Annotated in this window: 13 protein-coding genes; 7 read left to right on the top strand and 6 right to left on the bottom strand. The window is 71.0% G+C overall.

Annotated elements, in window-relative coordinates; translation table 11 throughout:
• Window positions 1-205 precede the first annotated feature (205 nt).
• From BLT62_RS15790 to BLT62_RS15765, 6 genes are all read left to right on the top strand, one after another.
• Window positions 206-1,579 carry an MFS transporter gene (locus BLT62_RS15790; protein WP_231919255.1) on the top strand — a complete coding sequence of 458 codons (1,374 nt, stop codon included), beginning with the start codon at window positions 206-208 and terminating at the stop codon, window positions 1,577-1,579.
• 106 nt (window positions 1,580-1,685) lie between these two features.
• On the top strand, window positions 1,686-2,255 hold the full coding sequence (locus BLT62_RS15785) for a hypothetical protein (RefSeq protein WP_083364921.1): 570 nt from the start codon (window positions 1,686-1,688) through the stop codon (window positions 2,253-2,255).
• Between the two features lie 64 nt (window positions 2,256-2,319).
• Window positions 2,320-3,807: an NAD-dependent succinate-semialdehyde dehydrogenase gene (locus BLT62_RS15780; protein ID WP_083364920.1), complete on the top strand. Its 1,488-nt coding sequence runs from the start codon at window positions 2,320-2,322 to the stop codon at window positions 3,805-3,807.
• A 102-nt stretch (window positions 3,808-3,909) separates the two neighbouring features.
• Window positions 3,910-4,704, top strand: a complete 795-nt coding sequence (locus BLT62_RS15775) for a TrmH family RNA methyltransferase (protein ID WP_083364919.1) — start codon at window positions 3,910-3,912, stop codon at window positions 4,702-4,704.
• 58 nt (window positions 4,705-4,762) lie between these two features.
• Window positions 4,763-5,941: a thiolase family protein gene (locus tag BLT62_RS15770; protein WP_083364918.1), complete on the top strand. Its 1,179-nt coding sequence runs from the start codon at window positions 4,763-4,765 to the stop codon at window positions 5,939-5,941.
• A 2-nt stretch (window positions 5,942-5,943) separates the two neighbouring features.
• The gene (locus BLT62_RS15765; protein ID WP_083364917.1) at window positions 5,944-6,711 is read left to right on the top strand and encodes an SDR family NAD(P)-dependent oxidoreductase; all 768 of its coding nucleotides are present in this window, start codon (window positions 5,944-5,946) and stop codon (window positions 6,709-6,711) included.
• Between the two features lie 37 nt (window positions 6,712-6,748).
• Here the strand turns inward: BLT62_RS15765 and BLT62_RS15760 are convergent, their stop codons facing one another.
• The 4 genes from BLT62_RS15760 to BLT62_RS15745 all read right to left on the bottom strand — a co-directional run bounded on the left by BLT62_RS15760 (window position 6,749) and on the right by BLT62_RS15745 (window position 10,101).
• On the bottom strand, window positions 6,749-7,189 hold the full coding sequence (locus BLT62_RS15760; RefSeq protein WP_083364916.1) for a nitroreductase family deazaflavin-dependent oxidoreductase: 441 nt from the start codon (window positions 7,187-7,189) through the stop codon (window positions 6,749-6,751).
• A gap of 27 nt (window positions 7,190-7,216) precedes the next feature.
• Window positions 7,217-8,194: a permease prefix domain 1-containing protein gene (locus BLT62_RS15755; RefSeq protein WP_156786397.1), complete on the bottom strand. Its 978-nt coding sequence runs from the start codon at window positions 8,192-8,194 to the stop codon at window positions 7,217-7,219.
• A 2-nt stretch (window positions 8,195-8,196) separates the two neighbouring features.
• Window positions 8,197-8,526 (bottom strand): PadR family transcriptional regulator, encoded by a 330-nt coding sequence (locus tag BLT62_RS15750; protein ID WP_197675221.1) that lies wholly within the window; start codon window positions 8,524-8,526, stop codon window positions 8,197-8,199.
• 114 nt (window positions 8,527-8,640) lie between these two features.
• On the bottom strand, window positions 8,641-10,101 hold the full coding sequence (locus BLT62_RS15745) for a helix-turn-helix domain-containing protein (protein WP_083364913.1): 1,461 nt from the start codon (window positions 10,099-10,101) through the stop codon (window positions 8,641-8,643).
• A 217-nt stretch (window positions 10,102-10,318) separates the two neighbouring features.
• Here BLT62_RS15745 and BLT62_RS15740 point away from each other — a divergent pair, with 217 nt between their 5' ends.
• Window positions 10,319-12,169, top strand: a complete 1,851-nt coding sequence (locus tag BLT62_RS15740) for a phosphoenolpyruvate carboxykinase (GTP) (protein WP_083364912.1) — start codon at window positions 10,319-10,321, stop codon at window positions 12,167-12,169.
• A gap of 188 nt (window positions 12,170-12,357) precedes the next feature.
• On the opposite strand, the gene galK is transcribed toward BLT62_RS15740, so the two are convergent.
• The gene (gene galK, locus BLT62_RS15735) at window positions 12,358-13,518 is read right to left on the bottom strand and encodes a galactokinase (protein WP_083364911.1); all 1,161 of its coding nucleotides are present in this window, start codon (window positions 13,516-13,518) and stop codon (window positions 12,358-12,360) included.
• A complete protein-coding gene (gene galT, locus BLT62_RS15730) occupies window positions 13,515-14,738 on the bottom strand; it encodes a galactose-1-phosphate uridylyltransferase (RefSeq protein ID WP_083364910.1) in 1,224 nt (407 codons plus the stop codon). Before galT ends, galK begins: the two co-directional genes overlap by 4 nt.
• Window positions 14,739-14,765 lie beyond the last annotated feature (27 nt).

The raw sequence follows: 14,765 nt of genomic DNA, 5'->3' as shown, positions 1-14,765 counted from the left end.
CTGCACTGTGGACGGGTCCGTGACACGGAGCCTATCAGCCGGTCCCCGAGCGGGAAGGGGGCGAGACGCGCCGTATCTCAAATTGTATATGATATCCTCTGATTCATTGAAGGACCCGTCACGGGCATCGCCAGGCGCACAGCAGCGCCGGCCCGGCCCACGGCATCACTTCACACCCACAACATTCAGACGAGGGAGTCTTCACGTGTCAGCTGTATTGTCCGAGCGACCGGCCACGAGGCAGCGGGAGCTGCGGCGGGTGGCATTCGCCACCGTCATTGGCACCACGATCGAGTGGTACGACTTCTTCCTCTACGCGAGCGCCGCCGGGCTGATCTTCGCCCAGCTGTTCTTCCAGCCGGCCGGTCCGCAGATTGCCATCCTGCTCTCCTTCGCCTCGGTGGGTGTCAGCTTCCTGTTCCGCCCGTTGGGAGCGTTCCTGGCCGGCCACTTCGGCGACAAGATCGGCCGCAAGGCCATGCTCTCGATCACCTTGATCCTGATGGGATCTGCCACCGTGCTGATCGGCTTGCTGCCGACCTACGAGCAGATCGGCGTCGCAGCCCCCGTCGCCCTCATCCTGCTGCGCATCCTGCAGGGCCTCTCTACCGGCGGTGAGTGGGGCGGCGCCGTGCTGATGGCCGTCGAGCACGCACCCGACGGCCAGCGCGGCCGGATGGGCGCCTTCCCGCAGATCGGCGTACCGCTCGGCCTGCTGCTGGCTTCGGGCATGCTGGCCCTGATGACCGGCGTGATCTCCCCGGGCGACGCGTTCCTCGAGTGGGGGTGGCGTATTCCGTTCCTGCTCAGCTTCGTGCTGATCGTCGTCGGCATCGTGGTGCGCCGCGCTGTCGAGGAGAGCCCCGTCTTCACCGAGATCGCCGCGCGCAAGGAGCAGACGAAGACCCCGATCCTCGCGCTGTTCCGCAAGCACTGGTTGCTCGTCATCCTCGCCGCCCTCACCTTCGCCGGCAACAATGCAGCCGGGTACATGACCACGGGCGGATACCTGCAGGGTTACGCGACGCTGCCCGTCGAAGACGGCGGCCTGGTCGGCATGGAGCGCACCCCGGTGCTGCTGGCCGTGACGGGGTCGGCGGTGGTCTGGCTGCTCGCAACCTGGTTCGCCGGCAACCTCTCCGACAAGATCGGACGGCGCAAGACCTACATCATCGGCTGGATCGCGTTCCTCTCCACGGTGTTCCTGCTCTTCCCCCTCGTGAACACCGGCAACGTCTGGCTGCTCTTCCTCGGCCTTGCGCTGTTCACGATCGGAAACGGCCTGACCTATGGCCAGCAGGCCGCGTACTTCACCGAGCTGTTCCCCGCGTCCATCCGCTACTCCGGCGTGTCAATCACCTACGCACTCGGCGCGATCATGGGCGGGGCATTCGCGCCGCTGATCAGCACCTGGCTGGTGCAGACCACGGGATCGTCCACGTCGGTGTCGTTCTACATCGCCGGCATGATCGTGCTCGCCTTCATCGCGACGCTGCTGCTGCGCGACCGCACCGGCATCCCGCTCGGACCGGACCACGAGGCAGAACAGTCGGTCGGCCAGATCTACGGCATCAAGTAGTCGTCAGTCGAAAAGCGTCTGTTGACCGCGTGCGAATGGCCAGTGCTCTCCGGAGCGCTGGCCATTCGCGCCCCAGGCGGTCGGCGCGATCCGAAGTGGGGGGACCATGCTCGCTGTGATCTGCCTCGGCGGCGCCGTGCTGTTCACCGTGGTGGGCCTCGGCACTGCCGGGGCGGCACGGATGCGGCGCCCGCGCCTCGGGGCGAGCCCGCTCCCCGGCGGGCTGATGGCCGCCTCCACCGTCGCGATGGTGCTGCCGACGCTGCTGCCGGGCATCGGACCCGGCGCGACGGGATCGCCCCTCGGCTGGGCAGCGCTGCTGCTCGCGGCCGCTCTCCTCGGGCTGCTGGACCGGCGGCACCGGCTGGACTCGGCGATGACCGCCGGCAGCGGGCTGATCATGGCGGCGATGTGGCTCGCGATGGCCGCGGCCGCGCAGCGGCCGCCCGCTGCGGGCAGCCAGCTGGCGGCGCACCTGCACCTGGGCGCCGAAGCCGCCCCGTTCGCCGCCGTGCTCGCGGTCGGCACCGTGATCGTGGCCGCCGCGCACACCGCGCTGGCGCTGCACCTCTGCCGGCGGCAGGCCGCGGCTGCGCGCGGCATCCGCATCGCCACCCTGCACCACCCGGCGATGAGCCTCGGCATGCTGCTGATGGGGCTCGGGATGCTGGCCTGAGGGTCGCCAATCCCGGTATCCGAAATTATCCTCAAAGAGACACCAACGGCGAAGGAGCCACCGAATGAGTGAGAAGACCGTAGTCGAGCCTGCAGCCCGCGAGAGCGCACTGCTGGGGCGCACCCCGAACCAGCTGTTCATCGGGGGCAAGTGGGTCGACTCCACCTCCGGGCGTGCGATCCACGTGCAGGACCCCGCGACCGGGGCCGTGATCAAGACCATCGCCGACGCCTCGGTCGCAGACGGCGCCGCCGCGATGGATGCCGCCGTCGCCGCGGCCGACAGTTGGGCGGCGACCGCCCCGCGTGCGCGCGGCGAGATCCTGCGCCGCGCCTTCGACCTGCTGCAGGAGCGCAAGAACGAATTCGCGCTGCTGATGACGCTCGAGATGGGCAAGCCGCTGGCGGAGGCCCTCGGCGAGGTCAACTACGGCGGCGAGTTCCTGCGCTGGTTCAGCGAGGAGGCGGTGCGCATCAGCGGCCGCTACGGCTCCAACCCGGAGGGGACCGGCACGATGGTCGTCTCCCAACGCCCGGTCGGACCCTGCTTCCTGATCACCCCGTGGAACTTCCCGCTGGCCATGGCCACCCGCAAGATCGCCCCGGCGCTGGCCGCCGGCTGCACCGTCGTGATCAAGCCCGCCGCCCTCACCCCGCTGACGACCCTGCTCTTCGCGCAGCTGCTCGAGGAGGCCGGGCTCCCGGCCGGCGTCGTCAACGTCATCACCACCTCCACCTCCGGCGCCGTCTCCGACCCGATCATCGCCGACCCGCGGCTGCGCAAGCTCAGCTTCACCGGCTCGACCGGCGTCGGCCAGGCCCTCATCCGCCAGTCCGCCGAGGGCGTGCTGCGCACCTCGATGGAGCTCGGCGGCAACGCCCCGTTCGTGGTGTTCGAGGATGCAGACCTGGACAAGGCCGTCGAGGGCGCGATCATCGCCAAGTTCCGCAACATCGGGCAGGCCTGCACGGCGGCCAACCGCTTCATCGTGCACGAGTCCGTCGCCGACGAGTTCGCCCGCCGGGTGACGGAGCGCGTCAACGCCTTCCCGATCGGCCGGGGCACGGAGGACGGCATCGTGATCGGCCCACTCATCAACGACAAGGCCGTCGCCAAGGCCGACGAGCTGGTGCAGGATGCGCTCGGCCGCGGGGCGACGCTGCTGACCGGCGGCGAGGCCATCGCCGGCGACGGATCCTTCTACCGCCCGACCGTCATCAGCGGGGTGCGCCCCGGCAGCGACATCCTGCGCGAGGAGATCTTCGGGCCGGTGCTGGCGATCACGCCGTTCACCGACGAGGACGACGCCGTGCGGCTCGCCAACGACACCGAGTACGGGCTGGTCAGCTACGTCTTCACCCAGGACCTGGCCCGCGGCCAGCGCATGATCGACCGTCTGGAGACGGGCATGATGGGGCTGAACGTCGGCGTCGTCTCGAATGCCGCCGCCCCCTTCGGCGGGGTGAAGCAGTCCGGCCTCGGCCGCGAGGGAGGCCTCGAGGGGATCCAGGAGTACCTCTCGACGAAGTACACGCTCATCCCGCACTCCTGAGCCTCTCGCGCAGAGCGGCCGGCAGCCCGCGGGGCGGCCGGCCGCGCTGCGTAGCGCGCTGCGTGCCCCCGCCGCCCGCACGCATCGCCGTAGGGTAGACGGGTGCCCGTAACCCTGATCACCGAACTCAGCCACCCCCTGCTGCGCGACTACTCGCATCAGACGGACGTCGCGCTGAAGAAGGCGCGGTCGGCCGAGCACGGCATCTACATCGCCGAGTCCGCCCTGGTGCTGGAGCGCGCGCTGCGCTCCGGACACACCCCGAGATCGGTGCTGGCCCTCGGCGGAACGGCGGAGGAGGCCGCGGCCCTCGTCGGCGACGACGTGCCCATCTTCTCCGGCGACGGCGAGCTCCTGGCCGAGCTGACCGGCTACGTGCTGCACCGCGGTGTCATCGCCGCGATGAACCGGCCCGCCCTGCCAGACCCCGGCGCGCTGCTCGCGGGCGCCCGCCGCATCGTCATCGTCGAGAATGTGGCCGACCCGACCAACTTGGGCGCCATCTTCCGCTCGGCCGGCGCGATCGGCGCCGACGCCGTGCTGGTCACGCCGAGCTGCACCGACCCGTTCTACCGCCGCGCCATCCGGGTGTCGATGGGAACCGTGCTGCAGGTGCCGTGGACACGCGCGGGGGACTGGCCGAGCACCCGGGCCCTGCTGGACGCGCACGGCTTCCACGTGGCCGCGCTCGCGCTGACCCCGGACGCCGTCAGCCTGCGCGACTTCGACGGCTCCCAGCACGAGCGCCTGGCCCTCGTGCTGGGAGCGGAGGGGAGCGGGCTGACCGAGGCGGCGCTCGCGGCATCCGACACCGTGGTGCAGATTCCCATGAAACACGGCATCGACTCGTTGAACGTGGCCGCCGCCAGCGCGGTCGCCATGTGGGCGCTCGGCTAGGCGGGATCCGGCACCCGCCCTCCGCCTTCTGGCGCAGCGCGCGGCGTAGGCTGAGCGCATGAACAGCAGAGACGCCGTTATCGTCGATGTCGTGCGCACCCCGAGCGGGCGCGGCAAGGCCGGCGGCCTGCTCTCTGCCGTGCACCCCGTCGACCTGCTCGCCGGCGTGCTCCAGGCGCTCGTGCAGCGCAACGGGCTCGACCCGGTCGAGATCGACGATGTGCTGGGAGGCTGCGTCGGCCAGGTCGGCGAGCAGAGCAGCAACGTGACGAGGCAGGCGGTGTTGGCCGCCGGCTTCCCTGTCTCGGTGCCGGCCGCCACGATCGACCGGCAGTGCGGGTCCAGCCAACAGGCCGCGAGCTTCGCCGCCCAGGCGGTTCTCGCCGGCGCCGCGGACATCGTCATCGCCTGCGGCGTCGAATCGATGAGCCGCGTCCCGCTCGGCAGCTCCACCGCCGGCGCCGACGTGCTCGGCCCCCGGCTGCGGGCGCGCTACCCCGACGGCCTCGTCAACCAGGGCGTCGCCGCCGAGCTCATCGCCGCCCGCTGGGGCATGAACCGCGAGATGCTCGACCGCTACTCCGCCGGCTCGCATGGCAAGGCCGCGCTCGCCGCGGCATCCGGTGCCCTCGACCGGGAGATCGTCGCGGTGCCCGGCGTCGGCTCGCTCCGCGACGAGACGATTCGGCCCGGCACCACCGAGGCCGGCCTGAGCGGCCTCCCGCCCTCCTTTTACAGTGCGGCGCTGGCGGAGCGGTTTCCCGAGATCGCCTGGCAGATCACGCCGGGCAACTCCTCACCGCTGACGGACGGCGCATCCGCCGCGCTCATCATGAGCGCCGGGCGGGCGGCTCAACTGGGGCTCACGCCGCGAGCGCGGTTCCACAGCTTCGCCGTCACCGGCAGCGACCCGCTGCTCATGCTCACCGGCGTCGTCGAGGCGACGCACAAGGTCCTCCGGCGCTCCGGGCTCTCCATTGGCGAGATCGACGCCTACGAGGTGAACGAGGCCTTCGCCCCGGTTCCGCTGCTCTGGCTGGCCGAATCCGGCGCCGACGAGTCCAGGCTGAACGCGAACGGCGGCGCCATCGCGCTCGGGCACGCCCTCGGCTCCAGCGGGACGCGGCTGCTCACCACCCTGGTCAACCGCCTCGAGGCGGCCGGCGACCGCTTCGGCCTGCAAGTCATGTGCGAGGGCGGCGGAATGGCCAACGCAACCATCATCGAAAGGCTGTAGCAATGCTGATTCACGGATCCACGGCGCTCGTCACCGGCGGCGCCTCCGGCCTCGGGCTGGCCACGGTCACCGCGCTCCATGACGCCGGCGCGAGCGTCGTGCTGTTCGACCTGCCCGGTGCGCCGGGGGAGGAGATCGTCCGGGCGCTCGGCGGGCGGGCGCGATTCGTCGCCGGCGACGTGACGAGCGCGGCCGACGTGCAGGCCGCCGTCGACGCGGCAACGGGCCAGGGCCCGCTCCGCATCGTGGTGAACTGCGCGGGCATCGCTGCGGGCGCGCGCACGGTGGGCCGCGACGGCCCGCTGCCGCTGGACGAGTTCGAGCGCGTCATCCGGGTCAACCTGATCGGCACCTTCAACGTCGTGCGCCTCGCCGCGGCCGCCATCCAGGCGACCGAGCCGACCGGGCCGACGCCGGAACGCGGCGTGATCGTGAACACGGCCTCCGTCGCGGCATTCGACGGCCAGATCGGGCAGGCCGCCTACTCTGCCTCCAAGGGGGCGGTCGCCGCGATGACGCTGCCGCTGGCCCGCGAGTTCGCGCAGTCCCTGATCCGGGTGATGACAATCGCGCCCGGCACCTTCGACACCCCGATGCTGCGCCAGCTGCCGGAGGAGGTGCGCGCCTCGCTGGGCGCTCAGGTGCCGCACCCCTCGCGCCTCGGCGACCCGGCCGAGTACGCCGCCCTGGTCTGTCACATCGTCGAGAACCCGATGCTCAACGGCGAGACGATCCGGCTGGACGGGGCGATCAGGATGCAGCCGCGCTAGGCGCCGCGCGGGGCGGGGCCCAGCGCACGGTGTTGCGCTAGTGCGCGACCGGCTCCAACAGGAACACCGGGATGACCCGCTCGGTCTTCAGCTGGTAGTTCGCGTAGTCGGGCCAGGCCTCGACGGCGCGCGCCCACCACTCCTCGCGCTCGGCGCCAGCCAGCTCGCGGGCGAGGTAGTCGCGCCTCACATCGCCGTCCTGCAGCTCGACGTGGGGCTCGGCCACCATGTTGAAGTACCAGGCAGGGTGATCCGGCGCACCGCCCTTGGAGGCGACGACGGCGTAGCGGCCGTCGTGCTCCACCCGCATCAGAGCGGTCTTGCGCAGCGCCCCGGTCTTCGCACCCTTGGTGGTCAGCACGATGATCGGCTTGTTGCGCAGCAGGTTGGCGTCGCTGCCGCCCGTGCGCTCGTACTCTTCGGCCTGCTTGCGCGCCCACTCTGAGGTGCTCGGCGCGTACTCTCCCTGTAATGGCATGTCCGGTGCAACGCGGGCGGCCCGCGGCTATTCCCGCGCCCGCCACGCCCGGATGAAACCGTCGACGGCATCCCAGAGCGCGAAGCCGACGAGGGCGATCGCGATGATCGGGTAGACGGCGCCGGACACCGCGGCGACGTTGGAGCCGTCCACCGGCACGGCCGCCTCGAAGGCCGGGTTGACGAGCTGCCCGGTCAACAGCAACCACAGCGCCGGCACGGTGAAGGCGAGGTTGAGGAGCAGGTTGACCAGGGCCAGCGTCAGCGTCCACCGGCCGCGCAGGTAGAGCCAGAGTGCGAAGCCCATCTCCAGGACGATCAGGGCGAGGAAGTACGGCAGCCAGCTCGACCACAGCGCGGGGGAGAGCAGCGGGATCGGGTCACCCGCGGCATCCGTGAAGAAGGAGTTGAACTGCTGCCAGACGATCCAGGCGGCGAACACGGCGAGGAACACGAGGGTGGGCACCAGCTCGCCGAGCGAGCGTCGGTTGCCGCTCGGCAGCTGGGGCAGCATGTCGGGCGTCCACTCGAGCAGCGGCCGGGAACGGTTGGCGCCCTGCCGCTCGATCAGGACGAAGACGAGCGTCACCCAGAAACAGAGGTGCACGCCGACACCGATGGCCGTCGTCGCCACCGCCGCGACCACGTCGCCGACATCACCGCCGGCGATCAGCCGGGCGACCCCCGCCGCCGCGGCCGCGATCGGCACGACGATGGCGAGCAGGAGTTTCAGCAGGCGTAACCAGTCAAGGTAGTAACGCGGCCCGATGAGGTGCAGCGGCCGATCGGTGTAGCGCGCGGCGAGGCGTGCCGGGTCGCCGAGCTCGACGAGGGCAGCGTGCTCGGCGTCGCGCTCGCTCAGGCCGTTCGCCCGCTGCGCTTCGATGCTGTCGGCGATGAGCTCGCGGAACTCGGGTTCGAGCTCTGCGCGCTGCTTCTCGGGGATGCCGCGGCTGGCCGCCCAGATGTATCGCTCGCTCAGTGTTCCGGTCGAGGGCGTGCTCATGATCACTCTCCTTCTTTCAGGGCGCGCAGGGAGCGGTCAATGGCGCCCCATTCTGCGGTGAGCTGTGCGGCTAGCTGGTGGCCGAGCGCGCTGGTCGTGTAGAACTTGCGGGGCCGGGCCTCCTCGGTGTTCCAGGCGCTGCTGAGCAGCCCCTGCTTCTCGAGGCGGCGCAGCAGCGGGTACAGCGTGCCGGCGTCAACGGCGAAACCGCGCGCATTCAACGTCTCGAGCAGCGCGTAGCCGTAGTCGGGCGTCGCCAGGCGCACGAGGCAGGCCAGCACCACGGTGCCGCGGCGCAGCTCCTGCACATGTTGAGCCTTGGCGTCATCCATATCCATGCCTCACACGATAGTGTGCGTCGCACAGTATGGCAAGAGTGAGTTCGTGGCGCGCCGATCGGTGGCGGTTTCTAGATTTCCTTGGTGGGGCTGCCGCCTTTCGCGAGGCTAAGCCTCGCGTTGGTGGCTCTCGAGGAACTCGTATACCTCGGCGTCGTCGACGCCGGGGAAGGTGCCAGACGGCAGCGGCGAGAGCACATGGGCGTGCAGCCGTGCGCTCGGCCAGGCCTGCCCGCTCCAGCGCGAGGCGAGGCCGCTCGGTGCCCGGCGGCAGCAGGACTCGTCGGGGCAGCGCGACTCGGCCCGGTTCGTCGTCTCGCGGCCGCGGAACCACTTCGCCTGCGCGAACGGCACGCCGACGCTGATCGAGAACTCGCCGGCGCGGCCGGAGGGGGACTGGGCGTTGCCGGTCTGGGTGGCGCACCAGAACGTGCCGGCCGGGGTGTCGGTGTACTGGTAGAACTCGGTGGTGCGGTTGGTGTGCGTGAAGGCGCTGCGCGCGCTCCACTGCTTGCAGACGAACTGGCCTTCGATCGAGCCCGTGACGTCGGTCGGCAGCGGCAGGTCGTCGTTCTCGTAGCCCTTCTGCAGGGCGCCGTCGCCGTTCACGCGCAGGAAGTGCAGTCGCATGTCCAGGTGCTCGGTGGCGAGGTTGGTGAAGCGCAGCGCCGCGGCCTCGTGGGTGACGCCGAAGGCATCGCGGAAGTCCTCGATGGCCAGGCGGCGCTCCTTCTTGGCGGTCTGCAGGAAGGCGACGGATGCCTCGCGCGGCATCAGGCAGCAGGCCGCGTAGTAGTTGATCTCGAGCCGCTGCCAGAGGAACTCGGCGTAGCTGGCCGGCCGCTCGTGCCCGAGCAGGCGGTGCGCCATCGCCTGCAGCGCCATCGAGCGGAGCCCGTGCCCGCCGGGGATCGACGCCGGCGGCAGGTAGATGCGGCCGTTGGCGAGGTCGGTCACCGAGCGGGTGGAGCTCGGCAGGTCGTTCACGTAGAGCAGGCTGAAGCCGAGCTGCTCGGCCATCACGCTCACCTCGCGGTGGGTGAGGGCGCCGGACACGTGGCCGGAGGCGCGCACCCGCTCCTCGGCGAGGGCCTCGATCTCTGGCATGTAGTTGTTGCGCGCACGCATGCGCTCGCGCAGCTCGGTGTTGGCGCGGCGCGCCTCCTCCGGGGTGGCGATGGCCTCGGATGCCCGGCGCGCCAGCTCCCGGTGCAGGCCGACCATGGCCTCGAGCGACTCGGCGCTCATGCCCCGGGTCGGCTTCACCTGCGGCAGGCCGAGCGCCGCGTACAGCGGGCTCTTCTGGGCGCGGGCGAGCTCGATCTCCAGCGCGGCGCGCGCGTTCGGGGCCTCCCCGGAGAGCAACGTGGCCAGGTCGATGTCGAGGGCGGACGCGATCGCCTGCAGTGTGCCGACCCGGGCCTCGCGCTTGCCGTTCTCGATCAGCGAGAGCTGGCTGCCGGCCAGGTTGAGTCGCTCGCCCAGCTGGTCCAGGGTGAGGCCGCGCTGGCCGCGGAAGTGCCGGATGCGGTGGCCGAGCGTCTCCAGGTCGGAGTTTCTTTCCTTCATGACTTAAGAATACGTAAAGAAGTGCATTTCTTAATCCCATTCTGGGCGCCCCGGCTCTCAAAAAGGGGCGCATTCTTGAATGACAGGGCGAGATTACCCGGAATCGGCTGCCGGCCGGCATCCGGAACCGCGTCACACATCGCCTGGCGAGTCACCGCACGACGGGGATGAGCTGCACAACGACGAGCAGAGCACGACGAGCAGAGAAGGCAGCGCAATGACAATCTCAGAGATCTCAGTGGGAACCGGCTCTTCGGCGCGCCCGGCCAACCGAGGAACGACTGACCCGGCCCTGCAGGCCTGGGTCAAGGAGATTGCCGCGATCACCCAGCCGGCGGAAATCGTCTGGTGCGACGGGTCGATCGCGGAGGCCGACCACCTCACCAAGCTCCTCGTCGCCGAGGGCAAGCTGATCCGGTTGAACCCGGAGTGGCGCCCGAACAGCTACCTCGCCCGCACCGACCCGAAGGACGTCGCCCGGGTCGAGGACCGCACCTTCATCTGCTCCACCTACGAAGAAGACGCGGGACCCACCAACAACTGGCGCGACCCCAAGCAGATGCGCGCAGAGCTGCGCGAGGTGTTCACCGGCAGCATGCGCGGCCGCACCATGTACGTCGTGCCGTTCTCGATGGGCCCGCTCGGTGGCCCGATCTCGCAGCTCGGCGTCGAGATCACCGACTCGCCCTACGTCGTGCTGAACATGGGCATCATGACCCGCATGGGCGACCGGGTGTACCGGATGATCGAGGGCGGCGAGGCCTGGGTGCGCACGGTGCACTCCGTCGGCTACTCCCTCGTCGACGAGGACGGCCAGCCCCGCGAGGACCTGGCCTGGCCGTGCAATGACACCAAGTACATCGTGCAGTTCCCCGACACCCGAGAGGTGTGGTCGTTCGGCTCCGGCTACGGCGGCAACGCGCTGCTGGCCAAGAAGTGCTTCGCGCTGCGCATCGCCTCGGTGATGGCCCGCGACGAGGGCTGGTTGGCCGAGCACATGCTGCTGATCAAGATCACCTCGCCGGAGGGCAAGTCCTACCACGTGGCCGCCGCGTTCCCCTCGGCCTGCGGCAAGACGAACCTCGCCATGCTGCGCCCGACGATCCCCGGCTGGAAGGTCGAGACCATCGGCGACGACATCGCCTGGCTGCGTCCGGGCACCGACGGCCGGCTCTGGGCGATCAACCCGGAGGCGGGCTTCTTCGGCGTCGCGCCCGGCACCGGCACCAGCACCAACCAGACCGCCGTTGACACCCTGTGGGGCAACACGATCTTCACGAACGTGGCGCTGCGCGAGGACGGCGACGTGTGGTGGGAGGGGCTGACGGACACCCCGCCGGCTCACCTCACCGACTGGGAGGGCAACCCCTGGACGCCGGACTCCGGCCGCCCGGCGGCGCACCCGAACTCCCGCTTCACCGTCTCGGCCGCGCAGTGCCCGACGATCGCCGAGGACTGGGAGGACGTCGACGGCGTGCCCATCGACGCGATCCTCTTCGGCGGACGCCGCGCGACCAACGTGCCGCTCGTGGCGCAGGCGCGCAGCTGGAAGCACGGCGTGTTCATGGGCGCGACCATCTCCTCTGAGAAGACGGCCGCGGCTGAGGGCACCGTCGGCGAGCTGCGCCGCGACCCGTTCGCGATGCTTCCGTTCTGCGGCTACAACATGGCCGACTACTGGGCGCACTGGGTGAAGATGGGGCGCACCCTCGGCACGCAGGCGCCGGAGATCTTCCAGGTCAACTGGTTCCGCAAGGGCGACGACGGCAGCTTCCTCTGGCCGGGCTTCGGCGAGAACGCCCGAGTCCTGGAGTGGATCGTCGGCCGCATCGAGGGCACGCACGCCGGCGAGAACACCGCGGTCGGTGTCATCCCCGCCGAGGGCGAGCTGAACCTGGACGGGCTCGACCTGGACGCGGATGCCGTGCGCCAGCTCTTCGCCGTCGACAAGAAGTCGTGGCGCGCCGAGTGCGACCTCACCGAGGAGTACTTCGAGCAGTTCAACGGCAAGGTGCCCGCCGCCCTCCAGGCGGAGCTCGCCAGCCTCCGATACCACCTGAAGGACTAGGGCTCCGTATGCCATAGACCTGAAGGACTGGGCGGGCCGAGATTCTCGGCCCGCCCCATAACGGCCACTCCCCAGTGGCTTTGGGCCCCGGAGGGCACGCTTGGAATGGACGCTGAGCGTGTGACCTCCGGGGCTTCCCCTTTTTCTGCCCGGGTTCGCCGCCGCGGTCTGCCCGCGCGGCCTGAGCGCTAGAGCTCGCGGGCGGCCCCGGCCGCGGCCCGGACGGTGAACAGCGTGGGTGTGGCGTAGCCGGCATCCGCGAAGGCGCCCAGCACGGCCGCGGAGATCGGAGCGACCAGCTCGCGGGGCACCAGGGCGATGGCCGCCCCGCCGAATCCGCCGCCGGTCATCCGGGCGCCGATCGCACCGGCGCCGCGGGCGGTGTCGACGGCGAGGTCGAGCTCCGGGCAGCTGATCTCGAAGTCGTCGCGCATCGAGGCGTGCGAGGCGTCCAGCAGCGCGCCGATGGCCCGCGGCCCCTCCTCGCGCAGGGTGCGCACGGTGTCGAGCACGCGCTGGTCCTCGGTGACGACGTGACGCACCCGGCGGAACGTCTCCTCGTCGAGCAGCTGCTCGGCGCGGGGCAGGTCGCCCGGGTGCAGGTCGCGCAGCGCGCTCACGCCCATCGCCGCTGCCCCGGCCTCGCAGGAGGCGCGGCGGGAGGCGTAACCGCCGGTGGCGTGCGAGTGGCTGACCCGGGTGTCGATGATGAGCAGCTCGAGGCCGGCCGCGTCGAAGCCGAGCGGGATCACCTCGGCCTCGAGGCTGCGGCAGTCGAGGAACACGCCGGCGTCGGCCTCGCCGAGCAGCGACGCGGACTGGTCCATGATGCCGGTGGGGGCGCCGACGGCGCGGTTCTCGGCGAGCTGGCCGACCCGGGCGAGGGTGCGGCGGTCCAGCCCGAGGCCCCAGACGTCGTTGAGGGCGGCGGCCACCGCGCACTCGATCGCGGCCGAGGAGGAGAGCCCGGCGCCGATCGGCACGTCGGACTCGATGTAGATGTCCGCACCGTGCAGCTCGGCCAGGGGTGCGCCGAACTGGCCGAGGGCCCACGCCACGCCGAGCGGGTAGGCCGACCAGCCGTGCAGCGCGTCCGGGGTGAGCTCGTCGAGTCGGATCTCGACGGCGTCCGGCGCGTGTGAGGAGGCGACCCGCAGCACGGCGTCCTCGCGCGGGGCGAGGCCGATCAGGGTGCGCCGGTTGATCGCGAACGGGAAGACGTAGCCCTCGTTGTAGTCGGTGTGCTCGCCGATCAGGTTCACCCGGCCGGGGGCAGACCAGAGGCCGTGCGCCTCGCGGCCGAAGCGGGAGGTGAAGCCGGTGGTCACACTGCTGCGCAGCTCGGTCATGCGGGGAATCCTTTGGTTGCGGGGGTGGGGAGGACGGGGGTGGCGGCATCCGCCCTGGCAATGGCGGCGCGGATGCTCGCCGCGGCGGTCTCGGGGGCGACGTCGCCGATCCACGCGCCCATCGCGGCCTCGGAGCCGGCCAGGAACTTCAGCTTGTCGGCGGCCCGGCGCGGGCTGGTGAGCTGGAGCATGAGCCGGATGTCGTTGCGGCCGACCCCGACGGGGGCCTGGTGCCAGGCGGCGATGTACGGCGTCGGCGTCTCGTAGAGCGCGTCGATGCCGCGCAGCAGCAGCAGGTAGAGCACGGCGAGCTCGTCGCGCTCGGCCAGGCTGGTCGCGGCGAAGTCGGGCACGTGGCGGTGCGGCAGCATGTGCACCTCGACGGGCCAGCGCGCGGCGAACGGCACGAAGGCGCTCCAATGCTCGCCCTGCAGCAGCATGCGCTCACCGGCCTGCTCGAAGGCGAGGATGTCGGCGAACAGGCCGCGGCCGCCCTCCGCCGGCTCGTAGCGCGAGACCGCGTCGAGCAGTCGCTCGGTGCGCGGGGTCACGTACGGGTAGGAGTAGATCTGGCCGTGCGGGTGGCCGAGCGTGACGCCGATGGCCTCGCCGCGGTTCTCGAACGGGAACACCTGCTGCACGCCCGGCATCGCCGAGAGGGCGGCGGTGCGGTCGGCCCAGGCCTCGATCACGGTGCGGGCGCGCGAGACCGTCTGGGTGCCGAAGGAGCCCTCGTGCTCCGGGCTGAAGCAGACGACCTCGCAGCGGCCAACCGAGGTGCGGCTGCGGCCGAGGCCGACGGACGCCAGGTCGGCCAGCGAGCGCGGGGCGTCCATGCCCGGGTCGTCGGAGTCGGCCAGCAGTGGCCCGAACGAGGGCGACTTGTTCTCGAACACGGCTACGTCGTAGCGGCTGGGGATCTCGGACGGGTTGCCGGGGGACTGCGGGGAGAGCGGGTCAAGGTGCGCCGGCGGCAAGACGACGCGGTTCTGCCTCGCCGCGGCGATCGACACCCACTCGCCGGTCAGTGGGTCCTGCCGCATGGTGGCGTTCGCGGGGCGCGGAGGCAGCTCGCGGAGGTCGGGCGCGCGCTCCGGGTCGAGCTGGGTGTCGGCGTCGTCGAAGTAGATCAGCTCGCGGCCGTCGGCGAGGAGGTGGCTCTGGCGGGCGATGCGCGGCTCGCGCACGGGCGCGGCGGCATCCGGTGTGGTGTCAGTCATGGCAGGGCCAGCGTAGTCGGTTTGCGT

The sequence above is a fragment of the Microterricola viridarii genome (assembly GCF_900104895.1).
Classification (GTDB): domain Bacteria; phylum Actinomycetota; class Actinomycetes; order Actinomycetales; family Microbacteriaceae; genus Microterricola; species Microterricola viridarii.
The sequence above is the reverse complement of the archived record's forward strand: the minus strand, read 5'-3'. Positions and strand labels throughout refer to the sequence as shown.